Source organism: Mesorhizobium sp. M2D.F.Ca.ET.226.01.1.1, from assembly GCF_004022705.2.
Taxonomy (GTDB): Bacteria; Pseudomonadota; Alphaproteobacteria; order Rhizobiales; family Rhizobiaceae; genus Mesorhizobium.
This window is the reverse complement of the sequence record NZ_RZOY02000009.1, coordinates 1-24,394: the sequence shown is the minus strand read 5'-3', so window position 1 is coordinate 24,394 and position 24,394 is coordinate 1. Positions and strand designations below refer to the sequence as shown.

Below are 24,394 nucleotides of genomic sequence, written 5' to 3'. Positions count from 1 at the left end.
TAAATCGTGAGCCGCCTTGCCGGGTGCGGCATAAAGGTCTGCTTTGACAACGCCCTTGCGTCACCCTGCGGCTGTCGATATAGGATTTACGTAAACGTAAAAGGTGCGAAGCCGTGCCTCTTGCGATTGATTTGTTGTTGCAACCACGATTGGAAGCACGCCCCCGCTTCCATTCAGGCGACGCTTGGTCCGCGACCGCGACGCCACCAGGGGAAAGCCAGTGACCATGAAACTTGTTTCGCCCGGCGAAGCCGCGGCCAATACCAATGACATACCAGCCGAAGCAGGCGAGGAATTCGTCCGCATCGGCGAGATGGCCAAGAAATACGGCGTGACGCTGCGCACGCTGCGCTTCTACGAGGACAAGGGCCTGCTCAATCCGCATCGCGACGGTTCGACCCGGCTCTATACGCGCCGCGACAAGGCCCGGCTGAAGCTGATCCTGCTCGGCCGCAAGGTCGGGTTCTCGCTGCGCGACGTCAAGCAGATGATGGATCTCTACGACCCGACCGGCACCAACACCAAGCAGTTGCGGCTGGCGCTCGACAAGTCGGAGAAGCAGCTCGTCCGCCTGCAGAAGCAGCGTGCGCTGATCGACGACGCGATCGGCGAGTTGAGCAACTCGATGAAGACCGTGCGCCAGATGCTCAGCGAGCGCACGGCGGTGCCGCAGGCCAGCGCCGCCGGCTGATCGCCGGCATTGAACCGCGACAACCCGGAATGGAAAGCCGCGTGGCTATAGCCGCGCGGCTTTTTTGTCGCCACAATGCCTGACCGCTCACAAAAATTTTTGGCTGCGACGAAGTTGACGTTTACGCAAACGTCAATATTTGCTATCGGGCATCGACATTGGCCCGGCCTCCTGTCCAGGACGTGGACAGGCGACTTGCTGGTCGGGCCGGGACCGTAAGGGCGGAGGAAGGCATGACGATCTACAGGGCGCCGATCCAGGACACGCTGTTCGTGCTCAACGATGTGCTGGGCTATCAGCGCTATTCCAATCTTCCGGGATTCTCGGACGCGACGCCCGACGTGATCGAGGCGATCCTCGCCGAAGGCGCCAAGCTCGCCGAAAACGTCATGCATCCGCTCAATCGCGTCGGCGACATGGAGGGCTGCGTGCGCCATGACGATGGCTCGGTGACGACGCCCAAGGGCTTCAAGGACGCCTACGACCAGTATCGCGAGGGCGGCTGGATGGGACTTGCCGCACCCGCCGAATTCGGTGGCCAGGGCCTACCCTACGCGGTCCATACCGCCGTCTCCGAATACATGATCTCGGCCAACATGGCGCTGATGATGTATCCGGGCCTGACGCAAGGCGCGATCGCGGCCATCGTCACCCATGGCAGCGACGAGCAGAAGGCCACCTGGCTGCCGAAGCTCATCGAGGGCGGCTGGACCGGCACCATGAACCTCACCGAGCCGCATTGCGGCACCGACCTCGGCCTGCTGCGCGCCAAGGCCGTTCCCAATGGCGACGGCACCTACAGGATTTCCGGCCAGAAGATATTCATCTCAGCCGGCGAGCACGACATGTCGGACAACATCGTCCATCTGGTGCTGGCCCGCGTCGAGGGCGCGCCGGAAGGCGTCAAGGGCATCTCGCTGTTCATCGTGCCGAAATTCAAGCCCGATGCCTCCGGCAATCCCGGCGAACGCAACACGCTCTCCTGCGGCTCGATCGAGGAGAAGATGGGCATCCACGGCAACTCGACCTGCGTCATGAATTATGACGAGGCGGAGGGCACGCTGCTCGGCGAATTGAACGGCGGCCTGAAGGCCATGTTCACGATGATGAACGAGGCCCGCCTCGGTGTCGGTCTGCAAGGGCTTTCAGTCTCCGAGATCGCTTATCAGAACGCCGTTTCCTATTCCAAGGACCGGCTGCAGGGCCGTTCGCTGTCGGGCGCCAAGGCGCCGGACAAGAAGGCCGACCCGATCATCATCCATCCCGATATCCGCCGTTCGCTGATGACCATGAAGGCCTATAACGAGGCCGGCCGCGCGCTGGCGCTGTGGACGGCAATCAAATCCGACGTCGCGCATCGCTCCGGTGACGACAAGGACCGCCAGGCGGCTGACGATTACACCGGGCTGATGACGCCGGTGGTCAAGGGCGTGCTCACCGACAAGGGGTTCGACCACGCGGTGATGGCGCAGCAGGTGTTCGGCGGCCATGGCTATATCGAAGAGCACGGCATGAGCCAGTTCGTGCGCGATGCTCGCATCGCCATGATCTATGAAGGCGCCAATGGCATCCAGGCGCTCGACCTCGTCGGCCGCAAGCTGGCGCAGAATGGCGGTCGAGCCGTGCAGGCCTTCTTCAAGGAAGTCGGCGAGTTCTGCGAGGAAAACCGCGCCGATGAGAAGATGGCGCCCTTCACCAAGGCGCTGAAGAAGGGCCTCAACGACCTGCAGGCGGCCACCATGTGGCTGGTGCAGAACGCTATGGCCAAGCCCGACAATGCGGGCGCGGCTTCGACCGACTACATGCATCTCTTCGGCCTTGTCGCGCTGGGCTATATGTGGGCGCAGATGGCGAAATCCGCGCAGACGAAGCTCGCGGAAGGCGCCAATGGCGCTGCGTCGTTCTACGACACCAAGCTGGTCACGGCGCGCTTCTTCATGGAGCGCATCATGCCCGAAACGGCGACGCGCCTTGCCCGCATTTCCAGTGGCGCGGACACGCTGATGGCGCTGCCGGCGGAAGCGTTCTAGGTTCGGCGGGCCGGCGCCGCCGGCCCACAATCGTCGGAACGCGGAGGAAATCGTGGCGACAAATCCAGCCGAAATTCTTGGCCTGCCAAAGCCCGCCTGGGCGGCGGACGAGGTCGGCATGCTTTACGACATGGCGTCCCGCTTCATGGCCGAAGAGATCGCGCCGCGCTACGACGAGTTCGAGAAGAACGAGATGTTCGATCGCGAGAGCTGGCTGAAGGCCGGAGCGGCCGGCCTGCTCTGCGCTTCGATGCCGGAAAAATACGGCGGCTCGGGCGGAACTTTTGCGCATGAGAGCGCCATCATCGAGGCGATCGGCCATGTCGGCGTCGACGGCTTCGGCATTGGCCTGCACAATTCGATCGTAGCACCCTACATCCTGCATTACGGCTCCGAGGAGCAGAAGCAGAAATGGCTGCCCAAGCTCGCGACCGGCGAGTTGATCGGCGCCATCGCCATGACCGAGCCAGGCGCCGGTTCCGACCTGCAGGGCGTCAAGACCCGCGCCGAGAAGGACGGCAACCATTACAAGATCAGCGGCTCGAAGACCTTCATCACCAACGGCCAGCTCGCCAATCTTATCATCGTCGTCACCAAGACCGATCCGGACAAGGGCGCCAAGGGCACCTCGCTGATCGTCGTCGAGACCGACGAGGTCGAGGGTTTTCAGCGCGGCCGCAACCTCGACAAGATTGGGCTGAAGTCGAACGACACCTCCGAGCTGTTCTTCAACGACGTGCGCGTGCCGACCTCCAACCTGCTTGGCCACGAAGAGGGCAAGGGCTTCGTCCAACTGATGCAGCAACTGCCGCAGGAGCGGCTGCAGATCGGCACCGGCGCGATCGCCATGATCGAGCGGGCCCTGGCGCTCACCATCGACTACGTCAAGGAGCGCAAAGCCTTCGGCAAGGCGGTCATCGATTTCCAGAACACCCAGTTCAAGCTGGCCGAATTGAAGACCGAGGCCACCATCGGCCGCGTCTTCTACAATGACTGCGTCGCCCGCCACATCGATGGCGGCCTCGACCCGGTGACCGCCTCGATGGCCAAATACTGGCTTTCCGACCTGCAGGGCAAAGTCGTCGACGAATGCCTTCAACTGCATGGCGGCTATGGCTACATGAATGAATATCCGATCGCCCGCATGTATCGCGACGCCCGCGTCCAGCGCATCTATGGCGGCACCAACGAGATCATGAAATTGCTGATCGGGCGCTCTCTCTGAGCGTGGCGGCCGGCAAAGCCAAGGAGCACGAAAATGGCAGAAGCTTACGTCTATGACGCCGTGCGAACGCCGCGCGGCAAGGGCAAGAAGGATGGCTCGCTGCACGAGGTGCCGGCGGTGCGGCTTGCCGCCAGGACGCTCGAGGCGCTGCGCGACCGCAACGGGCTCGACACCGGCAACGTCGACGACATCATCTTCGGCTGCGTCGATCCGGTCGGCGAGGCGGGTTCGGTCATTCCGCGCGCCGCCGCCTTCGAGGCCGGCTACGATACCAAAGCGCCGGGCATGCAGATTTCGCGTTTCTGCGCCTCTGGCCTGGACGCGATCAATTTCGGCGCAGCCAAGATCGCGCAAGGGGCGGACGAGATCGTCATTGCCGGCGGCGTGGAATCGATGTCGCGCGTCGGCATGGGCATGTCCGGCGGCGCCTGGTTCATGGATCCGTCCGTCGGCTTGCCCGGCTGGTTCGTGCCGCAGGGCATTTCGGCCGACCTGATCGCCACCAAATACGGTTTTTCCCGCGACGACGTCGACGCCTATGCCGTCGAAAGCCAGAAGCGCGCAGCGAAATCCTGGTCCGAGGGCCGCTTCAAGAATTCGGTCATCCCGATCAAGGATCAGAACGGCCTTACCATTCTCGATCATGACGAGCACATGCGGCCTACGACCGACATGCAGTCGCTGGCTTCGCTCAACCCGTCCTTCGTCATGCCTGGCGAAATGGGCGGCTTCGATGCGGTGGCCGTGCAGAAGCATCCGGAAGTCGAGGAGGTCAACCACGTCCATCACGCCGGCAATTCGTCGGGCATCGTCGACGGCGCCGCCGCCGTGCTGCTCGGCTCGAAGAAGGCAGGTAAGGCGATGAACCTGAAGCCCCGCGCCCGCATCCGCGCCTTCGCCAATATCGGCTCCGAGCCGGTGCTGATGCTGACCGGCCCGGTCGACGTCACCGAGAAGCTCTTGAAGCGCGCCAAGATGAAGCTGTCGGACATCGACCTGTTCGAGCTCAACGAGGCTTTCGCCTCCGTCGTGCTGCGCTACATGCAGGCCTTCGACATTCCGCACGACAAGATCAACGTCAATGGCGGCGCCATCGCCATGGGCCATCCGCTCGGCGCCACCGGCGCCATGATCCTGGGCACGGTGCTGGACGAGCTGGAGCGCCGCGACCTCAACACCGCGCTGGTCACGCTCTGCATCGGCGCCGGCATGGGCACGGCCACCATCATCGAACGCGTCTGAAGGGGAGAGAGACGATGAGCTACACCAATTTCACCTTCGACGTGGATGCCGACGGCATTGCCCTGATCACCTGGGACATGCCGGATCGCTCGATGAACGTCTTCACCGAAGAGGTGATGCGCGAGCTGAATGGCATCGTCGATCATGTGGCCGGCGATGCCACCATCAAGGGCGCGGTCATCACCTCCGGCAAGGACTCTTTCTCCGGTGGCGCCGACATCACCATGCTGCAGAAGATGCTCGCCACCTTCGCCGTCGACAAGGAGAAGGATCTCGACAAGGCGACCAAGACGCTGTTCGAGAATGCCGGCTATATGACCGGCCTGTTCCGCAAGATCGAGACCTGCGGCAAGCCGTTTGTCTCTGCAATCAATGGCATCTGCATGGGCGGCGCCTTCGAGATGTCGCTCGCCTGCCATGGCCGCGTCGCCGCCGACAGCGACAAGGTGAAGATGGCGCTGCCCGAAGTGAAGATCGGCATCTTCCCCGGCGCCGGCGGCACCCAGCGTGTGCCGCGGCTGACCGATCAGCAGCAGGCGCTGCAAATGCTGACCACCGGGCAGAACCTTTCGCCGCAGAAAGCGAAGCAGATGGGTCTGATCCACGAGATCGCGGAGCCTTCGAAGCTCGTCGAGACCGCCAAGGCGATGATCAGGAACGGCCTGAAGCCGGTGGCGCCTTGGGACGAGAAAGGCTTCAAGCTGCCCGGCGGCCCGATCTATTCGGCAGCCGGCGCCAATCTCTGGCCGCCGGCGATCGCCATCCTGCGCCGGGAGACCTACGGCAATTACCCGGCCGCCGCCGCGATCCTGAAATGCGTCTATGAAGGCCTGCTTGTGCCGTTCGATACGGCGCTCAGGATCGAGCAGCGCTATTTCACCGAGATCATGCAGACCAAGGAAGCGGCGGCGATGATTCGCTCGCTGTTCCTTTCACTCCAGGAATTGAACAAGGGGGCGCGCCGGCCGGCCGGCGTGCCCGACACCAAGTTCAAGAAGATCGGCATTCTCGGCGCCGGCTTCATGGGCGCCGGCATCGCTTATGTTACGGCAAAAGCCGGCATTCCGGTGGTGCTGCTCGACCGCGACCTGCCGTCGGCCGAGAAGGGCAAGGCGCATTCCGACAGCCTGACGGCGGACCAGGTCAAGAAGGGCCGCGCCAAGCCGGAAGACAAGGACAAGCTTCTGTCGCTGATCACGCCGACGGCCGACTACGCCGACCTCGCCGGCTGCGACCTTGTCGTCGAGGCGGTCTTCGAGGATTCGGGCGTGAAGAAGGATGCCACCGAGAAGGCCGAGGCGGTGCTGAAATCGTCGGCGATCTTCGCGTCGAACACGTCCACCATTCCGATCACCGCTCTGGCGAAGAATTCGGCGCGGCCGAAGAACTTCATCGGCATCCACTTCTTCTCGCCGGTCGACAAGATGATGCTGGTCGAGATCATCCTCGGCAAGAAAACCGGCGACAAGGCCTTGGCCGTCGCCTTTGACTTCGTGCGCGCCATCAAGAAGACGCCGATCGTCGTCAACGACACGCGCGGCTTCTACGTCAACCGCTGTGTGCTGCGCTACATGTCGGAAGCCTACAAGATGCTGATCGAAGGCGTGCCGGCACCGATGATCGAGAATGCCGCCAAGGCCGCCGGCATGCCGGTCGGTCCGCTGGCCCTGACCGACGAGACCGCCGTCGACCTCGCCCAGAAGATCATGACGCAGACCATCCGGGATCTGGGCGAAAAGGCCGTCGATCCCAAGCAGATGGCGCTGATCAACACCATGGTCGACACGCATGGCCGTTTCGGCCGCAAGAACGGCAAGGGCTTCTACGACTATCCGGCGAAGCCCGCGAAGAAGAAGCTCTGGCCTGGCCTGAAGGAGCTCTACCCGCAGCTCAACCCCGAGAAGGTCGACTATGAGGAGCTGAAACAGCGCCTGCTGGTCACGATAGCGCTGGAAGCGGCGCGCGTGATGGAGGAAGGCATCGTCACAGACCCGCGCGAGGCCGATGTCGGCTCGATCCTCGCCTTCGGCTTCGCGCCCTTCACCGGCGGCGCGTTGTCCTACATCGACGGCATCGGCGCCAAGCGTTTCGTCAAGATCGCCAAGGGCCTGCAGAAGAAATACGGCGCCGAGTTCAAGGCGCCGAAGCTCCTGCTCGACATGGCCGAGAAGGGCGAGACCTTCTACCAGCGCTTCGACCCCTACCAGAAGGGCGAAGTCCGAGAGGCGGCCTGACGACACCCGACCATGTATGTCTGGGGGCGAATGGCCCGCACCATGGCCACGGCGTCTAGCCGTGGCCCTTATGTTGTCGGCGATGAGAGCCGGCTGGCCTTTCGCTGCCTGCCGACCGACATCGACTTCAACCTACATCTCAACAATGCGCGCTACATGATGCTGGCCGATCTCGGCCGCATCGACATCTTCCTGCGCGTCGGCCTCATCGCGCTGGCGCGCAAGAATGGCTGGGCGCCGATGATCGGCGGGCTGCAGGTCGCCTATGTGCGCGAGATCAAGCTATGGCGGCGCTTCGAGGTGGTGTCGTCGATCGAAACCTGGGAAGGCACGTCCGTCATCGGCAGGCACCGTTTCGTCCTGGATGGCGGTGAGGCCGCGGCGCTGATCCTGACCACGGGCGGCGTCTATGACCGCAGCAGTCGCCGCTTCCTCGACATCGACGAGGTCGTCGCGGCGCTTGGCCATTCCGCCAAGCCACGCCCGCCCACCGAAGCCGAGCGGGCTTTCATGATTTCACACAAGAACCTGCGCGAGCAGGCGAAGCAGGTCCGATCGTAGACGATCCGACCCTTCGCCAGTGGACAATCAGATAGTCGCGCGCTAGACAGGCAGAGGCATTTTTTCCTGTTTTGAAGGAGAGCGCGCGTGCTCTCACACGATCGCGTATGGGCCGCAATCGACGCTCTTGCCGAGCGCTATTCGCTGTCGGCTTCCGGCCTTGCCCGGCGCGCGGGCCTCGATTCGACGGCCTTCAACAAGTCGAAGCGCCTGTCGTCCGACGGCCGGCCGCGCTGGCCGTCGACCGAATCGCTGGCCAAGATCATCGAGGCTACCGGCGCTTCGCTCGAGGAATTCACCGGACTGGTCGAGGGGCGCGTCGGCCCTTCCGTCGCCCAACAGCGCAGCGCCGTCCCCTTGCTTGGTTTCGCTCAGGCCGGCGCGGGCGGCTTCTTCGACGATGCCGGCTATCCGGCGGGGCAGGGTTGGGATCTGGTCGAGCTTCCGGCGCGCGCGACCGAGACGTCCTACGCGTTGCAGGTGCAGGGCGATTCCATGCTGCCGCTCTACCGCAATGGCGACGTGCTGATCGTCGAGCCAGGCGCGCCGACGCGCAAGGGCGACCGTGTCGTGGTCAAGACCACCGCTGGCGAAGTCATGGCCAAGGTGCTCGACCGCCAGACGGTGAAATCGATCGTGCTGGTGTCGCTCAATCCCGCGCATCCGGATCGCGATATCCCGACGCGCGATATCGAATGGGTAGCGCGCATCGTCTGGGCGAGCCAATAGGGTCGGGCGGGTGCGGCTTCTCAAGACAGCCCTGGCGGTTCTGGCAATTCCGGTCATGGCGGCGCTCGTCATTGCCGGCGGCCGCGCAGTCAAAGGCCATGAGAGCGTGATCGCCGTGGACCAGATCGATCCAGATGCGATCGCCGATCCCGGCGCCGGCGCGCCGCTGGAAGAGCCGGCGACCTCTGCCATTCCCGCGCCTGCAGCTCCGCAGCCACCCAAGCCCGCTGTTCATTCGCGAGCCATCGATCCCGGCGTGGTGGCGCCGCCTGCTCTCTCGAACGACGACCTGGAACGGGTGGAGCCGCGCGCGCCGCTCAGCGATCTGTCGCTGGCAGGGCCGCCCAAGCCACCGAAGTCGAAGATGCCGGGCGACTGGAACGGCACCAAGCTTTTCCAGCCGGTCGCCACGGCCGCCGGGCTGATCGAGGCAAAGGGCTTCGCGATTGCCATCACCGGCGTCGACGTCGTCAAGGCGGACGAAACCTGCAGCGACGCGGGCAAGAGCTGGGCTTGCGGCGCGCGTGCGCGGACGGCGTTCCGCTCCTTCCTGCGCGGTCGGGCGGTCGCCTGCACGCTGCCGCCGGAAGGCGGCCGCGATACCATTTCGGCCGACTGCCATATCGGTAATCAGGATGTCGGCCAGTGGCTGGTTGAGAACGGCTGGGCCCGCGCCGCACAGGGTGGCCCCTATGTCGAGGCCGAGAACAAGGCGCGCACGGCGAAGAAGGGCATTTTCGGCCCGGCGCCAAACCTCGGCGGCCTGCCGGCGCTGCCGGCCGCGGCGGAACCGGCGCCGGTCGCGCCGGATTCCATCCTACCGGCGGAAGGCGACGCCGCTACGCCGCCAACTGACCAGCCAGCGCCCGCTCAATGAGCGCGCGCGTCTCGGCAATGCCGTAGAGCGCCGCGAAGGAACCGAAGCGCGGTCCGCGCTCCTGGCCGATCAGCACCTGGTAGATCATCTGGAAGAAGGCGACCGACACGCCCGGTCCGCCTTCCGGGCTCTGCTTGGAATGGTCCTGATAGCGCTCGATCTTGCGTGCCACGTTGAGCGCGGCGTTCTGGATCGCTTCGCCGTCGGCGCCTTGCGGCAGCGCGCCGAGCGCCTCGGAAAGCCTCGCCAGCGCCTCGCGCTCCACCTCGTCGGCGGCGCGGAAAACCTTGGTCGGCTTCACGAAGTCGTCGAAGTAGCGGATCGCGTAGCCGGTCAGCCGGTCGAGTTCCGGATGCGTCTTCGGCGTCACGCCCGGCGCATGCCGCGAGATGAAGCCCCACAGCACCGACTTGTCATGCGCGTTGGAAGCACTCACCAGGTTGAGCAGCAGCGCGAACGGCACCGGTAGGTCGATCGCCGGCGGGTTGCCGTCATGCATGTGCCAGACCGGATTGCCGAGCCGCTCCTTCCAGTCCTGGCGCGGATAGGCGCTGAGGAAGGCGTAATATTCGTCCACCGCCTTCGGGATGACGTCGAAATAGAGCTTCTTCGCCTGCCGCGGCCGCTGGTACATATAGAGGCCGAGGCTCTCGGTCGGCGCGTAGGTCAGCCATTCGTCGATGGTCAGCCCATTGCCTTTAGACTTCGAGATCTTCTGACCTTCCTCGTCGAGGAACAGCTCGTAGACGAAATGCTCCGGCGCGCGTCCGCCGAGGATGTTGCAGATGCGGTCGTAAATCGCCGCGTTGGTCTGGTGGTCCTTGCCGAACATCTCGAAATCGACGCCGAGCGCCGCCCAGCGCATGCCGAAATCCGGCTTCCACTGCAGCTTCACATGGCCGCCGGTTACCGGCAGCGTCGTTTCGGTGCCTTCATCGTCGAAGGTGATGGTGCCGGCCTTGGCGTCGACCTGCTTCATCGGCACATAGAGCACGCGTCCGCTCTTCGGCGAGATCGGCAGGAATGGGCTGTAGGTCGCCTGACGCTCCGGCCCGAGCGTCGGCAGCATCACGCCCATGATCTCGTCGTAGCGCGCGGCGGCGCGCAGTAGCACCTCGTCGAAGCGGCCGGCCTTGTAGTACTTGGTCGCGCTGGCGAATTCGTAATCGAAGCCGAACGTGTCGAGGAAGCGGCACAGCATCGCATTGTTGTGGTCGGCGAAGCTGGCATAGTCGCCGCCGAACGGATTGGGCACCGACGTCAGCGGCATGTGCAGATAGGGCTCGAGCGCCGCGCGGTCCGGCACGTTGTCCGGAATCTTGCGCATGCCGTCCATATCGTCTGAGAAGCACAGAAGCTTGGTCTTGACCTTGTCTTGCGTCAGCACCCGGAAGGCATGCCGCACCATGGTCGTGCGCGCCACCTCGCCGAAGGTGCCGATATGCGGCAGGCCGGACGGGCCGTAGCCGGTCTCGAACAGCACGGTTTCCGGGAAATCCTTGCCCTTGTAGCGGCCGATGATCTTCTTCGCTTCCTCGAAGGGCCAGGCCTTGCTCTCGGCCGCCGCCGCAAGCATCTCGGGCGTGAGATCGATGATGTTTGATCCCGTCATTTCACAGTTCCAATCATGGCCGTCTTTGCGGCGGATAAGATTTGTTGACCGGTCTCTAGGCGCGACAGGCCGGAGCGTCAACGATTTGCGGCGGTTTTCCTTGCGGCGCCACAATCGCGCTCCTACGTTCGAGCCGCACACTCAAGGAGTTTTGAATGCCTTTGCTGACGACGCACGAAGCCTTGATCTACCTGATGGTCATCACCTCGGCTTCCGATCGCGACATGACCGATGTCGAGCTGGCGCGGATTGGCGACGTTGTCCGCTCGTGGCCGGTGTTCGTTGACTTCAACCAGGACAGGCTGGTTCAGGTGGCGCAGGCCTGCCAGAAGGCGCTGAATGACAAGGAAGGGCTGGAGGGCGTGCTGGCGCGCGTCGCCGCGGCGCTGCCGGAGCGGCTGCGCGACACCGCCTACGCTGCCGCCTTCGAGGTCGCCGCGGTGGATCTCGAAATGCGTATGGAGGAGGTGCGCGTGCTGCAGCTCATCCGCCTGAAGCTCGACCTCGACACGCTGACCGTGGCCGCGATTGCGCGGGCGGCCAAGGCGCGGCTACGCACCCTGACTTAGGCTGGCAGCAACCTTCAGAAGAAGCTGACCGGAAAATAGCGCAGATAGAACTCGGCAAAGGTGCCTTTGATCGAGATTTCCTGCAGCGCGTAGTCGAAGGCGGCGGCAAGCGCGGTATCGCTCTTGCGGGTGGCGATCGCCATGCCCGAACCCAGATATTCCGGCGCCAGATACGGACCGCCGGCAAAGCGACAGCAACTGCCGGCATCGGAGCCGCCCAGCCAGAAGGCAAAGCGCATGCCGTCGCCGAAGGCGGCGTCGACCTTGCCGGCCTTGAGGCCGGCATAGAGGTGTTCCGGCGTGTCGAAGGTCACGACCTGCACGGTGTTGAAGTAATCGCGCAGCATTTTCTCATGCGCCGAGGCGGCGACGACGCCGACCCGCTTGCTGCGCAATTTGTCGAGGATCGGCTCGCCGAAGGCCTTCGCCTTTGGCATGATGAAACGCGCCGGAAATTGCATATAGGCGCGCGAGAAGGCATATTTCTCGCGGCTCTCCGGCGTCGCGGCGATGCCGGCAATGATCGCCTCGCCTTCACCTTTCTGAAGAGCGTCCTCGAGTTCGTTCCATGGCAGGGCCTGGACCTGACATTTCTCGACGACGTCCAATTCCGCGCAGATCGCTCGCGCCAGATCGATGTGGAAGCCCGACAGGCGGCCCGAGCCGTCGAGGAAGTTGAAGGGCGGAAAATCGGTGGTGGTGAGGAATCGCAGCCGCGGCAGCGCTGAGAGATCGGGTTTCGGCAGCCGCTCCTTGGCGTCCCACAGCACCGGCACCTGCGGCTCGGCAGCCTGAGTCGCGCCGGCAAACGGCAGGACGCCGGCCAGCGCGGACATCAGGGCCAGAGTTATCCACCGCAAGATCACGATATGGCTCCGAGCTCGTCCCCGTTCGGAGGCTTTTCGTATGAAAATGCGGCAGGCACAACGGTTTTTGATTTCAAGCGGCCAAATTAGGCGTATGGTTTAGCGTGTTTGCAAATGACCACGCGCGCCGGAAGGGGGAAGCTACCGGCTTTGCAGGGGAGATTGCGATCCGGGGGTTGATGGCGAAGGGTGGTTCGGCCATCTACCGTCGGTAACGAAAATGCAGAAGCAACATGGGGTAGATGTTGCGATGGGCCTGTTTGACAGAACTCTGGAATACATAGACCAGCTGCAGAATGCCGGCACCGCGGCTGCGGTGTGCGAGCGGCTGCTGGGCATCACCTCGAATTTCGGCCTGACCGCCTTAATGGCGGGAACCGTGCCGCAGCCCGGCACGCCACGCGGCCAGCAGAAACAGCATGTGATGCTTTGCGATTGGCCCGGCGAGTGGCTGGAGCGCTATGTGGCGCGCAACTATGTCGACCACGATCCGGTGGTCAGTCACATGAAGCAGCTGCAGGCGCCTTTCCAGTGGCGCGATGCCTCCAAGAACGCCGTGAGCGACAAAAGCAGCGACGAAGTCATGGGCGACGCGCGCGAGTTCAAGCTGCGCGACGGCCTGGCGTTTCCGCTAGTCACGCTCGACGGCCAGATCGTCATGGTCTCGCTGGGCGGTGAGTCCGTGGAACTGTCGGATACGGAATTCGGAATGGTCTCGCTGGCGTCGACCTATGCGATCGGCCGCGCTATGCAGCTGCACACCAAGGCCGACAACGTCATCGATCACATAGTATTGACCGCGCGTGAGCGGGAATGCCTGCAATGGGCAGCCGTCGGCAAGTCCGAGTGGGAGATTTCGCAAATCCTCGGCATCTCGGAGCACACATCCGAGAAACACCTTCTTAACGCCAAGAGCAAACTCGGCGCAGCCAACCGAGTACAGGCGGTCGCGGAGGCCATTAGGCGCGGCTATATCAGTTAGGCCGGCCGTGCCGACCTGGAAATTTCAGCTTACGCGATCACGTGATATTTTCAGAAAAAGCGCAGCCGAATCTCCCTCTTGGGAGAGGGCTAATGATTTCTTAACGCCAAATCAAACTGGGCACCACCAACCGTGTGCAGGCAGTCGCGGAGGCCATTAGGCGTGGCTATATTAGCCAGGTCGGCCGTGCTGGCCTAGAATTCTTGCCTACGCGTTCGCGTAATATTTTCGGGAGAGCCCGGCCGTATCATCCTCTTAAGCCCAGGAGACGGCTAATGCTTTTCGCCCTTACCACTCAGGAATTGATGGAACGTCCCGACCTCTGGGAGGCTGTCCACCGCCTGCGCTACAAGATCTTCGTCGAGGAGATGGGATGGACCGATCTCGATCGTCCGGACCAGCTCGAGATCGACCAATTCGACCATGACGAGGCCGAGCATCACCTCGTCATCCGCAATGGCGAGCTTGCTGGCTACCAGCGCATGCTGCCGACCACCCGGCCGCATCTTTTAACCGACGTGCTGTCGGATCTCTGCGAGGGGCCGTCGCCCTCGGGGCCGAATGTCTGGGAACTGACCCGTTACGCGGTGGCTCCCGGCTTTCGCGACGGCAAGCGCGGCGTCTCCACGGTCGGCACCGAACTGATCGCCGGCTTCGTCGAATGGGGCCTGAAGCGCAACGTCAATCAGGTCATCATCGAGTTCGAGCCGATGTGGGTGCTCAGGGCGCTGCAGCTGCACTTCCTGGCAAAGCCGCTCGGCTACCAGCGCACCTATGGCAACCAGCAGGTCGTGGCGACGCTGCTCACCTTCACCGAGCATACGCTCGATATCGTGCGCCAGCGCCGCAACCACTTCCTGCCGGTGCTCAACCGGGGTTATCCCGGCCTGCTCGGCCTGAAGCAGGCTTCGTGAGGGAGGCGGTCATGAGCTTCCATCCCGAACCGGAACTACGCGGCCATACGCTGGTCGTCACGGTGTCCTCGCATGACGGCAGGCCGGTGCTCGACAGGCATGCCTATGCGAGCCTTGCCAGGACCTTGCACGAGGCGGCCGTCAACGACGAGATCCGCGTCGTCATGCTGCGCGGTCTTGCCGGCTGCTTCTGCCTCGGCGGCGACTTCTCGGAGTTCCTCGACGCCACCAAGCACCGAGAGCTGATCGCCGCCGTCACCGATATGTTTCGCATGCTGGCGACCTTCCCCAAGCCGGTGCTTGCCTGTGTCGACGGCGATGCCGTCGGCGTCGGCTGCACCATTCTGTTCCATTGCGACATGGTGATCGCTTCCAAGGGCAGCACGTTCAGGGTGCCGTTCGTCGATTTCGGCCTCGTGCCGGACGCGGCGACCAGCATCCTGGCGCCCCAGAAGCTCGGCTATGCCGGCGCCTTCCGCTTCTTCTGCCTGGGCGACACGCTCGGCGCCGAGGATGCCAAGGCGCTCGGCCTGGTCGGCGAGATCGTTACGCAAGGCAGCGCCGAGGAGGCAACGCTGGCGAGGGCGAAACATCTCGCCAAGAAGCCGGTGGCGGCATTGCTGCAGACGCGCAGTCTCCTCAAGGGCGATACGGCGGTGTTGTGCGACCGCATCGACCACGAGATCACGCTATTCCAGCAGGCGCTTCAGGATGACACCACGCTGAAGCGGCTGCAGCGGATCGCGCGCCTGGCCGCCTGACCGGCCGGCATGAAAGTCTCAGCGCCGCGCGAGCCGAAAGCCGCGCGGCGCTGTAATTTATCCAGAGCAATTCCAGGAAAAGTGTGAGCGGTTTTCCCCGCAATTGCGTAAAAACAAAGAGATGGAGCGGTTCGCCGTTTCCGTGACGGTAGAAATACTTTAGTCCTTCAGGAACCCCGGCCCTTCGCCGATGATCTTCTTGTCGGCCTTGCCGATGGCGTCGAGGTCGCGGCCGTCATAGGGCAGCGACAACAGGATGCGCTGGATCACCGCCAGCCGGGCGCGGCGCTTGTCGTTGGCCCGCACGATAATCCAGGGCGAGAACTCCTTGTGCGTGCGCTCGATCATCTTGTCGCGCGCCTTGGTGTAGTCATCCCATTTGCTGATTCCTGCGACGTCCATCGGTGAGAACTTCCAGTTCTTCAGCGGCGACCAGCGGCGGTCGTGGAAGCGTTCGAGTTGCGTCTCGCGGCCGATGTTCAGCCAGAATTTGAAGAGATGAATGCCCTCATTGGAGATCATCCGCTCGAAATGCGGCGTCTCGTCGAGGAATTTCTCGTGCTGCTCCGGCGTGCAGAACCCCATGACCGGCTCGACACCAGCCCGGTTGTACCAGGAGCGGTCGAAGGTGACGAATTCGCCCGAAGTCGGGAAATGATCGACATAGCGCTGGTAGTACCATTGCCCGGCCTCCGTCGGCGTCGGCTTGGTCAGCGCCACATTGCGCGCCGTGCGCGGGTTCATGTATTGCCGCAGCACGAAGATCGTGCCGCCCTTGCCGGCCGCGTCTCGGCCCTCGAACAGCGCCATCACCCGCTTGCCGGTCGCCTGCAGCCAGGCCTGCGCCTTGACCAGTTCGATCTGCAGCCGCTCGAGCTCCTTTTCGTAGTCCTCGCTCTTCAACTTCTTGTCGTAAGGATAGCCGCCGGCGGTCAGCTTGTTGTCCTCGATCCAGTCCGGCAGCACCGGATTGTCGATGTCGAACGCGCGTTCCGTGCCCCCGATCTTGATCTTGATCGGTCCCGTGGCCGGCACCGCTTCAGCCGTTTGCTTGGCTTTTTTCATCCAGACGAACCTTCCCAGTTTGCGGACTCATGCTATGGAGCCTTGGCGGCGTGGCGCCCCTCCGGACGCAAACACGCTGTAGCATTTTGATTTTGCGCATGAACCTTCGCGAAAATCGATCCTGATTTTCAAAAGGCTATGCGCCGGGCCGATCCAGCGAACCGCTGACCGGTCGACGGGATGCGGGGTGACGCGGGCCTATGGCAGAGACGGGCGCGGGGCAAGAGAGCAGGGGGCAAGCCTTGGCGGCGCGGCTTTGGCGCAACCGCTGGCTGCTTGCCGCCGGCGTCGTCGCGGTCCTTGCGGTTTATTCGTTCGCCGGCGCCCCCGTCTATGTGCCCCTGCTGGCCGTGGCCCTGTTGGCGGCCGCGGCAATGCTGCCCGCCGATGCCGAGCGCCAGTCGGCCGCGGCGGCGGCCGCGATCGAGGCCGGCGGGCTGCAGCGGCTCTCCGGCGAGTATCTGGCGGCCGCGGTCGCCGATCCGCTGATCATCTTCGACCATTCCGCGGCCATCGTTCACGCCAACGCCGCCGCCTTCGCCGCCTTTGGCGGGCTGGCCCCGGGCATGTCCCTGGCGCTGAAGTTTCGCGCGCCGGAAATGCAGGCCTTGCTGGACGGCATCCTGTCGGGCAAGGTCGCCGCCGATGCGGTCGACTACACTGAGAAGCTGCCGGTGGAACGGACATACCGGGTCAGCGCGTCCACGGTCGGCCATGCCACCGGCCTCTACGTGCTGGTGTTCAAGGACCAGAGCGAGACCCGCCGCATCGATCGCATGCGGGCCGACTTCATCGCCAATGCCAGCCATGAGCTGCGCACGCCGCTCGCCTCGATCGCGGGCTTCATCGAGACGCTGCGCGGGCCGGCTCGCAGCGACCCGGCCGCGCGCGACCAGTTCCTGCAGATCATGCAGAACCAGACCGGCCGCATGGCCCGCCTGATCGACGATCTGCTCTCGCTGTCGCGGCTGGAGATGAAACCCTATCTGAAACCTGGCACCGAGGTCGATCTTCGCCAGACGATCGACAGCGTCATCGACTCGCTCGGACCGCTGGCCGCGGAGAACGGCGTCGTCGTCGAGCGGGAGTTCGCCGAGGGGCGGCTTGTCGTGCCCGGCGATCGCGACGAGCTGTTCCAGGTTTTCGAGAATCTGCTGGAAAACGCCTGCAAATACGGCCAGTCGGGCGGGCACGTCACCGTATCGATTGCCGGCGCGGAGGACCCCCAGCAGCCGGGCTTCGACGTCACGATCAGGGACTACGGCCCGGGCATTGCCGAAGAGCATATCCCACGCATCACCGAGCGTTTTTACCGCGTCGACGTCGAAAACAGCCGCACCCAGAAAGGCACCGGGCTTGGCCTTTCGATCGTCAAGCATATATTGACTCGTCACAATGCCAGGCTGTCGATCAAGTCGGAAGTCGGCAAGGGCGCGGCGTTTACGGTTCATTTGCCGGCTCGCTGATCCTGTACTGGTTACCAACCGGCTTTTCTTCTTTCTGTCATGCGGTTCGCGTATCAGCGACGGATTGAGGAAGCGAACAAACCGGCAGAAGCTGGGAAGGCATGCCTATGCAGTCCGTGCACATCATGAGTGCCTATGACGAGGAATTGAAGTTCCTCTCCAAGCGCATCGCCGCGATGGGCGGGCATGCCGAGCGCATGGTCGAACAAGCGGTTGCCGCCCTGGTCAATGTCGACCATGGCCTGGCCCAGAAGGTGATCCAGGACGATCTGGTCCTCGACGAAGGACAGCGCGAGATCGACGACAAGGCAATCATCATCATTGCCAAGCGCCAGCCGATGGCGACGGATCTGCGCGAGATCGTCGGCGCCATCCGCATCTCGGCCGATATCGAGCGGGTTGGCGATCTCGGCAAAAACGTCGCCAAGCGGGTCGCCTTGATCGATGGCCGCCAGCCCAACAGCCTTTTCCGCGGTCTCGAGGCATTGGCCAACCTGGCGCTGACGCAGCTCAAGGAAGTGCTGGACGTCTATGCCTCTCGCTCGGTCGAGAGGATCGGCTTCGTGCGCGACCGCGACGACCAGATCGACGCCATGTACACCTCGCTGTTCCGCGAGCTTTTGACCTACATGATGGAAGACCCGCGCAACATCACGCCCTGCACGCATCTCTTGTTCTGCGCCAAGAATATCGAGCGGATCGGCGATCACGCGACCAACATCGCCGAGACCATCTATTACATCGTCACCGGCGATCAGATGCCCGCCGACCGGCCGAAGGGCGACAAGACCGACCAGGTCGTGCTTCCCGGCGCGGTGCCGGCTAAGTGAACAGGCGCCTCTCGAACGGCTTCCTAATTTAGGCTAAGCTCTTTGAGGCATAGCGATTTGTCAGTCGCAGTCTCGGGAGGTTTGCGATGGAACAAGTTCGAAACCTGACTCCAGCCTCGCAGCCGACATCGGGCATCATCGCCTCAAGCGTCTATTCCAGCGGCAAGCGCGTCGCCGATATCGCGATCGAACAGGCCGGCGAATGGGCGGCAAAACCCGGTCATGTCGTCTGGATCGGCCTGCTCGAGCCCGATCGCAACCTTCTGCTGAGGGTGCAGGCGCAGTTCCACCTGCACGACCTGGCGATCGAGGATGCCGAGCATCCGCATGCGCGCCCGAAGATCGAGCAATATGGCGATGCCCTCTTCATCGTCGCGCGCACCGCGCAATTGATCGACGGCCGCGTCACTTTCGGCGAGACGCATCTGTTCGTCGGCACCGGCTACATCGTCAGCGTCCGGCACGGCCCTTCGACCTCCTACGCAGCCGTGCGCCAGCACTGGGAAAGCTGCCCGCATTCACTAGCCAAGGGCGAGGATTTCGTCCTCTACGCCATTCTCGATTTCATCGTCGACAATTACATGCCGGTGCTGGAGCAGATCGAGGACGAGGTCGAGGCGATCGAGGACAAGGTGCTTTTGAAGCCGATGACCGGTTCCGACATCGAGCGGCTTTACATGTTGCGCCGCGACCTGCTGCGGCTGCGCAATGCGGCGCTGCCGCTGGTCGAGGTCTGCCGCCGGCTGACCAGCGCCGAACTGCCGCAGATCCATGCCGCCATGCATCCGCTGTTTCGCGACGTGACCGACCACATCCGCACCGTGCAGGAAAAGATCGACTCCCTGCGCGAGGTCCTGGCCTTCGCCTTCGAAGCCAGCCTGCTGGTCGGGCAGAGTCAGGAAACCGCGATCTCCAAGAAGCTCGCGTCATGGGCCGCCATTCTGGCGGTGCCCACGGCCTTCGCCGGCATCTACGGCATGAATTTCGCCGACATGCCCGAACTGAAGATGGAATACGGCTATCCCGTCATCCTGCTGGTGATGGCCTCGATCTGCTCGTTCCTGTACTGGCGGTTCAAGCAGAATGGATGGCTGTGAAGAGAGGGGAGTAGGGGAGTAAGGCAGTAAGGGAGTAGGTAATACGAAGCGATCAACTGGCGAAACGTCGCACGCGAAGCGCTCTTTCCCCTACTCCCCTACTGCCTTACTCCCCTATTCCCCTAATCTTACCTTGCCCTGCGCCGTTCGGCCGCCGGCTGGAACGCGACGCGGGAATGGTACTTGCAGTACGGTCCCGTCTCGGCGGCGTCGTTGCCGCAGAAGCTGAAATCTTCCGACAGCGGATCGCCGTTCGGCCATTTGCAGGTGCGCTCGGTCAGTTCGACGAGCTGCAGGTTGCGCGAGATCGGCACGACCACGTTCTCGACCGGGCGGATATAGTGGCGGGCCACCGGCTCGGCGTCGAATTGCACCTGCAGCGCAGTGGCGCCGATGGTGGTCGTTACATGGCGCGTCGCGTTTGCAGCACGCGTCACCGATTTCTGCATCGAGGCGCCTTGCGCCACCTTCTTCTGGCGTGCCGGGGCGGCCGTCGCGCGGCCACGGCCCGACAGCTTCAGGCGATGCACCTTGCCGATGACGGCGTTGCGGCTCACTCCGCCAAGCTGTGCGGCAATCTGGCTTGCACTCAGACCCTCCGACCACAATTTCCTGAGAAGTTCTACCCGCTCGTCAGTCCAGTTCATGAGACCGCGCTCCTGCTAATGCGTGCGGCAGCCAGAATCCTTTCCCGAGCCGGCTCTCGCCGGGCAAACGACACCACATGTACCGGGTGATTTAGGTCCGCCGCACGAAATATAGTTATTTCTCGACTACAATTACCTTATACGCTGACTCGGTGACAAGAGTCCCAAAGGCAACACCGATTCGGTTTTTACGGTTTTCCCCAACTTGCCTGACCACTGATGAGCCGGCGCGGCGTCGGGGCTTGCCACGCGCTTCTGCGTGACGTTTTCGTTGACTTCATGGCCGAAAAACACGATAAGCCGCAAAGGCCGCCGCATTGGCGGCTTTTTTGATTTCCGGTTCCGGAGACGCATATAATGAGCGGTTCGGCGCTTTACGAGACCTTTGCCCGCGCACCCCTGGCTTTCGATCGTGGGGAGGGGACCTGGCTGGTCACAGACAAGGGCGAGCGATATCTCGACTTCGCCGGCGGCATCGCGGTGAATTCGCTGGGCCACAGCCATCCGCACCTGGTCGCGGCGCTCACCGAGCAGGCGGCCAAGCTCTGGCACGTCTCCAACCTCTATGAGATCCCGGAACAGCGCCGGCTGGGCGAACGGCTGGCCGACGCCACCTTCGCCGATAAGGTGTTCTTCACCAATTCGGGTGCCGAGGCGCTGGAATGCGCCATCAAGACGGCCAGGCGCTATCACTTCGTCAAGGGCCATCCCGAGCGTTTCCGCATCATCACCTTCGAGGGCGCCTTCCACGGCCGCACGCTGGCGACAATCGCGGCCGGCGGCCAGTACAAATATCTCGAGGGCTTCGGCCCGAAGGTCGAAGGCTTCGACCAGGTCGCTTTCGACGACATCGACGCCGCCGAGAAGGCGATCACGCCGGAGACCGCCGCGATCCTGATCGAGCCGGTTCAGGGCGAGGGCGGCATTCGCCCGGTGCCGACGCAATCGCTGAAGCGCCTGCGCCAGCTTTGCGACCAGCACGGCCTGCTCCTGATCTTCGACGAGGTCCAGTGCGGCATCGGCCGCACCGGCAAGCTGTTCGCGCATGAATGGACCGGCGTCACGCCCGACCTGATGGCGATCGCCAAGGGCATCGGCGGCGGCTTCCCAATGGGCGCCTGCCTTGCCACGGACGAGGCGGCGACCGGGATGACCGCCGGCGTGCATGGCACAACCTTCGGCGGCAATCCGCTGGCGATGGCGGTTGGCAACGCGGTGCTCGATGTGGTGCTGGAGGACGGTTTCCTTGAGGACGTGCAGCGCAAGGCGCTGCTGTTGAAGCAGGGGCTTGCGGCGGTTGCCGACGAATTTCCCGAAGTCATCGAAGGCATCAGGGGAACAGGCCTGATGCTTGGCCTCAAATGCGCGATGCCCAACACCAAGGTGAACATGGCGCTGCGCGACCAGCATTTGCTTGCCGTGCCGGCGGGCGACAACGTTATCCGTCTCCTGCCGCCGCTCACCGTCACCGACGAGGAGATCGGCGAGGCGCTGAAGCGCATCCGAGGCGGCGCCAAGGGCTTGACCGACGCGATTGCGGCCGAAGCCGCGAAATAATTTCTGGAAACCTGCCGATGAGTGTTCGCCACTTCACCGATCTATCCGCCGTTTCCGCGGGCGACCTGCGCGTCATGCTGGACGACGCGGTGGCGCGAAAGACCAGGCTCAAGGCAGGCGAGCGTTCGAAACCGCTCGACGGCAAGGTATTGGCGATGATTTTCGACAAGCCGTCGACGCGCACGCGCGTGTCCTTCGATGTCGGCATGCGCCAGCTCGGCGGCCAGACCATCATGCTGACCGGCACCGAGATGCAACTCGGCCGCTCCGAGACCATCGCCGACACGGCAAAGGTGCTGTCGCGTTATGTCGACGCCATCATGATCCGCACCACCTCGCATGACCGGCTGCTGGAGCTGACCGAGAACGCCACGGTTCCCGTCATCAACGGGCTGACCGACGACACGCATCCCTGCCAGCTCATGGCCGACATCATGACCTATGAGGAGCATCGCGGTCCGGTGGCCGGCAAGACCTTCGCCTGGACCGGCGACGGCAACAATGTGCTGCACTCGCTTCTGGAGGCTTCGGCGCGGTTCCGATTCAACTTGAACGTCGCGGTGCCGGAAGGCAGCGAGCCTTTCGAGAAATATGTCAACTGGTCGAAAGCCAATGGCGGCAAGGTCCGTTTTTCCAAATCGGCCGAGGAAGCCGTCGACCAGGCCGATTGCGTCGTCACCGACAGCTGGGTCTCGATGGGCCAGGAGCACCGCGCCCGCGGCCACAACGTCTTCCTGCCCTATCAGGTCAATGCGGCGCTGATGGCCAAGGCCAAGCCCGATGCGTTGTTCATGCACTGCCTGCCGGCGCATCGCGGCGAAGAGGTCACCGACGATGTGATCGACGGGCCGCATTCGGTGGTGTTTGACGAGGCCGAGAACCGGCTGCACGCCCAGAAGGCGGTGCTGGCCTGGTGCCTGGGCGCTTGAGAGGGGCGGACCTGACCGCTTCCGGCCCTATCGGGGTCGACTTGATCCGGGGATATGTGATGCCTATCTGCGGGCCATCATGTAAATTGAACGCGCTTCGACGCATGCGGCTCATCGGGTTGCATGGCTGCGCCCCGGAGTTTTGTCATGTTGGAAACCCAGACCTTGGCTGCTGAGCATAAACCCCAACTCGGTGAATTCGGCTTCGCCGGCGACGACCACGTCGTACCTTACGAGGTCGCGCCGCTCGACGTGCGCGGCCGCACAGTGCAGCTCGGGCCGATGCTCGACGCCATTTTGAGCCGCCACGACTATCCCGAGCCGGTCGCCCGTCTTTTGGCGGAAGCCTGCGTGCTCACTGTCCTGCTCGGCACCTCGCTGAAATTCGAGGGCAAGTTCATCCTGCAGACCCGCACCGACGGTCCGGTCGATATGCTGGTGGCCGATTTCAGCACGCCACACGCGCTGCGCGCCTATGCGCGCTTCGATGCCGACCGGCTGCAGGCGCTGATCGCCTCGGGCGCGACCTCGCAGCAGACGCTGCTCGGAAATGGCGTGCTGGCTTTGACCATCGACCAGGGCGCGCATACGCAGCGCTATCAGGGCATCGTCCAGCTCGACGGCACCTCGCTGGAGGATGCCGCGCGCACCTATTTCCGTCAGTCGGAGCAGATCCCGACGGAGATCAGGATGTCGGTCGCCAAGCTGGTCACGCCAGGTCCTGGCGGCGCGCGCGAGCAGTGGCGCGCCGGCGGCATCCTGGCGCAGTTCCTGCCGCAGGCGCCGGAGCGCATGCGCGTGCCGGACATTTCCGGAGGCGACGGCGATGCGCGAGAGGTTGCGGACCATCCGGCCGACAATTCCTGGCAGGAATTGCTGGCGCTGCTCGGCACGATCGAGCCGACCGAGCTGATCGATCCTACTGTCGGGGCCGAGCGGCTGCTTTACCGGCTGTTCCACGAACATGGCGTGCGCGTGTTCCGCGGCGTTCCGGTCGCCGACCAGTGCTCCTGCTCGCGCGACAAGATCCGCGGCATCCTCGGGGGCTTTTCGGCCGAGGAGATCAAGGACTCGACCGAGGACGGCGGCATCCATGTCGCCTGCGAGTTCTGCTCGACGCAATACGACTTCGACCCAGCCGAGTTCGCGGCGGAGTAACGCCCCTCCCTTCTCCCCGTTTCACGGGGAGAAGGTGCCCGAAGGGCGGATGAGGGGCGGCGCCAACGCCGGCCATGTGGGAAGCCTTGCCCCGTCCTAAGAAATTCTCAGAATTCGGCGCTGCCCCTCATTGCCCTGCCGGGCATTTCTCCCCGTAAAACGGGCAGGGGAATCGCATATGGGTTTTTGGGACTTGAAGTTGGCTTGAGAAGCGATTCTTTGGGCAGGCAGTCGAATTGAGGAGAGACTGCCATTTCGAGCCTTGAGAGCTATTTCGGCGCGCTGCCCGATCCGCGCGCTGGCAACGCCACGCATCGGCTTGGCGACCTGATCGTGATGATGATCGCCGCAA

23 protein-coding genes are annotated in these 24,394 nt (G+C 63.5%); 18 read left to right on the top strand and 5 right to left on the bottom strand.

The features are described from left to right. Positions 1 to 226: 226 nt before the first annotated feature. The 8 genes from EN869_RS20775 (at position 227) to EN869_RS20740 (ending at position 9,589) form a co-directional block, all read left to right on the top strand. Complete coding sequence (locus tag EN869_RS20775) at positions 227 to 691, top strand: MerR family DNA-binding transcriptional regulator (protein WP_127227838.1); 465 nt, start codon at positions 227 to 229, stop codon at positions 689 to 691. A 233-nt stretch (positions 692 to 924) separates the two neighbouring features. Next, on the top strand, positions 925 to 2,721 hold the full coding sequence (locus tag EN869_RS20770; protein ID WP_127227588.1) for an acyl-CoA dehydrogenase: 1,797 nt from the start codon (positions 925 to 927) through the stop codon (positions 2,719 to 2,721). A 52-nt stretch (positions 2,722 to 2,773) separates the two neighbouring features. Continuing rightward, positions 2,774 to 3,946: an acyl-CoA dehydrogenase family protein gene (locus EN869_RS20765; protein WP_112127916.1), complete on the top strand. Its 1,173-nt coding sequence runs from the start codon at positions 2,774 to 2,776 to the stop codon at positions 3,944 to 3,946. A 33-nt stretch (positions 3,947 to 3,979) separates the two neighbouring features. Continuing rightward, positions 3,980 to 5,188 carry an acetyl-CoA C-acetyltransferase gene (locus EN869_RS20760; RefSeq protein ID WP_127227587.1) on the top strand — a complete coding sequence of 403 codons (1,209 nt, stop codon included), beginning with the start codon at positions 3,980 to 3,982 and terminating at the stop codon, positions 5,186 to 5,188. 14 nt (positions 5,189 to 5,202) lie between these two features. Further along, positions 5,203 to 7,422, top strand: coding sequence for a 3-hydroxyacyl-CoA dehydrogenase NAD-binding domain-containing protein (locus EN869_RS20755; protein ID WP_127227586.1), 2,220 nt, complete (start codon positions 5,203 to 5,205; stop codon positions 7,420 to 7,422). 12 nt (positions 7,423 to 7,434) lie between these two features. After that, entirely contained in the window at positions 7,435 to 7,983 is a 549-nt protein-coding gene (locus EN869_RS20750; RefSeq protein WP_127227585.1) for a thioesterase family protein, read from the top strand. A gap of 87 nt (positions 7,984 to 8,070) precedes the next feature. Continuing rightward, positions 8,071 to 8,712 (top strand): helix-turn-helix transcriptional regulator, encoded by a 642-nt coding sequence (locus EN869_RS20745; protein ID WP_127227584.1) that lies wholly within the window; start codon positions 8,071 to 8,073, stop codon positions 8,710 to 8,712. A 10-nt stretch (positions 8,713 to 8,722) separates the two neighbouring features. Next, the gene (locus tag EN869_RS20740) at positions 8,723 to 9,589 is read left to right on the top strand and encodes a thermonuclease family protein (protein WP_245489466.1); all 867 of its coding nucleotides are present in this window, start codon (positions 8,723 to 8,725) and stop codon (positions 9,587 to 9,589) included. Here EN869_RS20740 and EN869_RS20735 read toward each other — a convergent pair. Further along, positions 9,552 to 11,201 carry a lysine--tRNA ligase gene (locus EN869_RS20735; protein WP_127227583.1) on the bottom strand — a complete coding sequence of 550 codons (1,650 nt, stop codon included), beginning with the start codon at positions 11,199 to 11,201 and terminating at the stop codon, positions 9,552 to 9,554. The genes EN869_RS20740 and EN869_RS20735 overlap by 38 nt on opposite strands. A gap of 155 nt (positions 11,202 to 11,356) precedes the next feature. On the opposite strand from EN869_RS20735, the gene EN869_RS20730 reads away from it, so the two are divergent. Then, positions 11,357 to 11,770: a tellurite resistance TerB family protein gene (locus tag EN869_RS20730; protein WP_127227582.1), complete on the top strand. Its 414-nt coding sequence runs from the start codon at positions 11,357 to 11,359 to the stop codon at positions 11,768 to 11,770. A gap of 14 nt (positions 11,771 to 11,784) precedes the next feature. Here the strand turns inward: EN869_RS20730 and EN869_RS20725 are convergent, their stop codons facing one another. Further along, positions 11,785 to 12,606 (bottom strand): transporter substrate-binding domain-containing protein, encoded by an 822-nt coding sequence (locus tag EN869_RS20725; protein WP_189341248.1) that lies wholly within the window; start codon positions 12,604 to 12,606, stop codon positions 11,785 to 11,787. Between the two features lie 280 nt (positions 12,607 to 12,886). On the opposite strand from EN869_RS20725, the gene EN869_RS20720 reads away from it, so the two are divergent. The 3 genes from EN869_RS20720 to EN869_RS20710 all read left to right on the top strand — a co-directional run bounded on the left by EN869_RS20720 (position 12,887) and on the right by EN869_RS20710 (position 15,293). Then, positions 12,887 to 13,618 carry a LuxR family transcriptional regulator gene (locus tag EN869_RS20720; RefSeq protein ID WP_127227580.1) on the top strand — a complete coding sequence of 244 codons (732 nt, stop codon included), beginning with the start codon at positions 12,887 to 12,889 and terminating at the stop codon, positions 13,616 to 13,618. Positions 13,619 to 13,893: 275 nt separating this feature from the next. Beyond that, a complete protein-coding gene (locus EN869_RS20715; RefSeq protein WP_127227579.1) occupies positions 13,894 to 14,532 on the top strand; it encodes a GNAT family N-acetyltransferase in 639 nt (212 codons plus the stop codon). An 11-nt stretch (positions 14,533 to 14,543) separates the two neighbouring features. Further along, entirely contained in the window at positions 14,544 to 15,293 is a 750-nt protein-coding gene (locus tag EN869_RS20710; RefSeq protein ID WP_127227578.1) for an enoyl-CoA hydratase-related protein, read from the top strand. A gap of 159 nt (positions 15,294 to 15,452) precedes the next feature. On the opposite strand, the gene ppk2 is transcribed toward EN869_RS20710, so the two are convergent. After that, on the bottom strand, positions 15,453 to 16,358 hold the full coding sequence (gene ppk2 / locus EN869_RS20705) for a polyphosphate kinase 2 (RefSeq protein WP_127227577.1): 906 nt from the start codon (positions 16,356 to 16,358) through the stop codon (positions 15,453 to 15,455). A gap of 200 nt (positions 16,359 to 16,558) precedes the next feature. Here ppk2 and EN869_RS20700 point away from each other — a divergent pair, with 200 nt between their 5' ends. The 3 genes from EN869_RS20700 (at position 16,559) to EN869_RS20690 (ending at position 19,751) form a co-directional block, all read left to right on the top strand. Continuing rightward, complete coding sequence (locus EN869_RS20700; protein WP_127227576.1) at positions 16,559 to 17,824, top strand: ATP-binding protein; 1,266 nt, start codon at positions 16,559 to 16,561, stop codon at positions 17,822 to 17,824. Between the two features lie 107 nt (positions 17,825 to 17,931). Next, positions 17,932 to 18,654 (top strand): phosphate signaling complex protein PhoU, encoded by a 723-nt coding sequence (gene phoU, locus EN869_RS20695; RefSeq protein ID WP_127227575.1) that lies wholly within the window; start codon positions 17,932 to 17,934, stop codon positions 18,652 to 18,654. 86 nt (positions 18,655 to 18,740) lie between these two features. Continuing rightward, positions 18,741 to 19,751, top strand: a complete 1,011-nt coding sequence (locus tag EN869_RS20690; protein WP_127227574.1) for a magnesium and cobalt transport protein CorA — start codon at positions 18,741 to 18,743, stop codon at positions 19,749 to 19,751. A gap of 128 nt (positions 19,752 to 19,879) precedes the next feature. On the opposite strand, the gene EN869_RS20685 is transcribed toward EN869_RS20690, so the two are convergent. Continuing rightward, a complete protein-coding gene (locus EN869_RS20685; RefSeq protein ID WP_127227573.1) occupies positions 19,880 to 20,398 on the bottom strand; it encodes a GcrA family cell cycle regulator in 519 nt (172 codons plus the stop codon). A gap of 357 nt (positions 20,399 to 20,755) precedes the next feature. Between EN869_RS20685 and EN869_RS20680 the strand changes: the two genes are divergently transcribed. From EN869_RS20680 to EN869_RS20670, 3 genes are all read left to right on the top strand, one after another. Continuing rightward, positions 20,756 to 21,955, top strand: coding sequence for an aspartate aminotransferase family protein (locus EN869_RS20680; protein ID WP_127227572.1), 1,200 nt, complete (start codon positions 20,756 to 20,758; stop codon positions 21,953 to 21,955). 17 nt (positions 21,956 to 21,972) lie between these two features. Continuing rightward, entirely contained in the window at positions 21,973 to 22,884 is a 912-nt protein-coding gene (argF, locus tag EN869_RS20675) for an ornithine carbamoyltransferase (RefSeq protein ID WP_127227571.1), read from the top strand. Positions 22,885 to 23,031: 147 nt separating this feature from the next. Then, the gene (locus tag EN869_RS20670) at positions 23,032 to 24,042 is read left to right on the top strand and encodes an Hsp33 family molecular chaperone (RefSeq protein ID WP_167498530.1); all 1,011 of its coding nucleotides are present in this window, start codon (positions 23,032 to 23,034) and stop codon (positions 24,040 to 24,042) included. Positions 24,043 to 24,138: 96 nt separating this feature from the next. On the opposite strand, the gene EN869_RS34790 is transcribed toward EN869_RS20670, so the two are convergent. Continuing rightward, on the bottom strand, positions 24,139 to 24,394 hold a 256-nt coding region (locus tag EN869_RS34790), incomplete at its 5' end, for a hypothetical protein (RefSeq protein ID WP_210235023.1).

Excerpts from the sequence above, each read along its gene's own strand:
- EN869_RS20775 (WP_127227838.1), top strand. The coding sequence starts at position 227 with ATGAAACTTGTTTCGCCCGGCGAAGCCGCGGCCAATACCAATGACATA.
- EN869_RS20770 (WP_127227588.1), top strand. The coding sequence starts at position 925 with ATGACGATCTACAGGGCGCCGATCCAGGACACGCTGTTCGTGCTCAAC.
- EN869_RS20760 (WP_127227587.1), top strand. The coding sequence starts at position 3,980 with ATGGCAGAAGCTTACGTCTATGACGCCGTGCGAACGCCGCGCGGCAAG.
- EN869_RS20755 (WP_127227586.1), top strand. The coding sequence starts at position 5,203 with ATGAGCTACACCAATTTCACCTTCGACGTGGATGCCGACGGCATTGCC.
- EN869_RS20750 (WP_127227585.1), top strand. The coding sequence starts at position 7,435 with ATGTATGTCTGGGGGCGAATGGCCCGCACCATGGCCACGGCGTCTAGC.
- EN869_RS20735 (WP_127227583.1), bottom strand. The coding sequence starts at position 11,201 with ATGACGGGATCAAACATCATCGATCTCACGCCCGAGATGCTTGCGGCG.
- EN869_RS20730 (WP_127227582.1), top strand. The coding sequence starts at position 11,357 with ATGCCTTTGCTGACGACGCACGAAGCCTTGATCTACCTGATGGTCATC.
- EN869_RS20725 (WP_189341248.1), bottom strand. The coding sequence starts at position 12,606 with ATGTCCGCGCTGGCCGGCGTCCTGCCGTTTGCCGGCGCGACTCAGGCT.
- EN869_RS20720 (WP_127227580.1), top strand. The coding sequence starts at position 12,887 with ATGGGCCTGTTTGACAGAACTCTGGAATACATAGACCAGCTGCAGAAT.
- EN869_RS20715 (WP_127227579.1), top strand. The coding sequence starts at position 13,894 with ATGCTTTTCGCCCTTACCACTCAGGAATTGATGGAACGTCCCGACCTC.
- EN869_RS20710 (WP_127227578.1), top strand. The coding sequence starts at position 14,544 with ATGAGCTTCCATCCCGAACCGGAACTACGCGGCCATACGCTGGTCGTC.
- ppk2 (WP_127227577.1), bottom strand. The coding sequence starts at position 16,358 with ATGAAAAAAGCCAAGCAAACGGCTGAAGCGGTGCCGGCCACGGGACCG.
- EN869_RS20700 (WP_127227576.1), top strand. The coding sequence starts at position 16,559 with ATGGCAGAGACGGGCGCGGGGCAAGAGAGCAGGGGGCAAGCCTTGGCG.
- phoU (WP_127227575.1), top strand. The coding sequence starts at position 17,932 with ATGCAGTCCGTGCACATCATGAGTGCCTATGACGAGGAATTGAAGTTC.
- EN869_RS20690 (WP_127227574.1), top strand. The coding sequence starts at position 18,741 with ATGGAACAAGTTCGAAACCTGACTCCAGCCTCGCAGCCGACATCGGGC.
- EN869_RS20685 (WP_127227573.1), bottom strand. The coding sequence starts at position 20,398 with ATGAACTGGACTGACGAGCGGGTAGAACTTCTCAGGAAATTGTGGTCG.
- EN869_RS20680 (WP_127227572.1), top strand. The coding sequence starts at position 20,756 with ATGAGCGGTTCGGCGCTTTACGAGACCTTTGCCCGCGCACCCCTGGCT.
- argF (WP_127227571.1), top strand. The coding sequence starts at position 21,973 with ATGAGTGTTCGCCACTTCACCGATCTATCCGCCGTTTCCGCGGGCGAC.
- EN869_RS20670 (WP_167498530.1), top strand. The coding sequence starts at position 23,032 with ATGTTGGAAACCCAGACCTTGGCTGCTGAGCATAAACCCCAACTCGGT.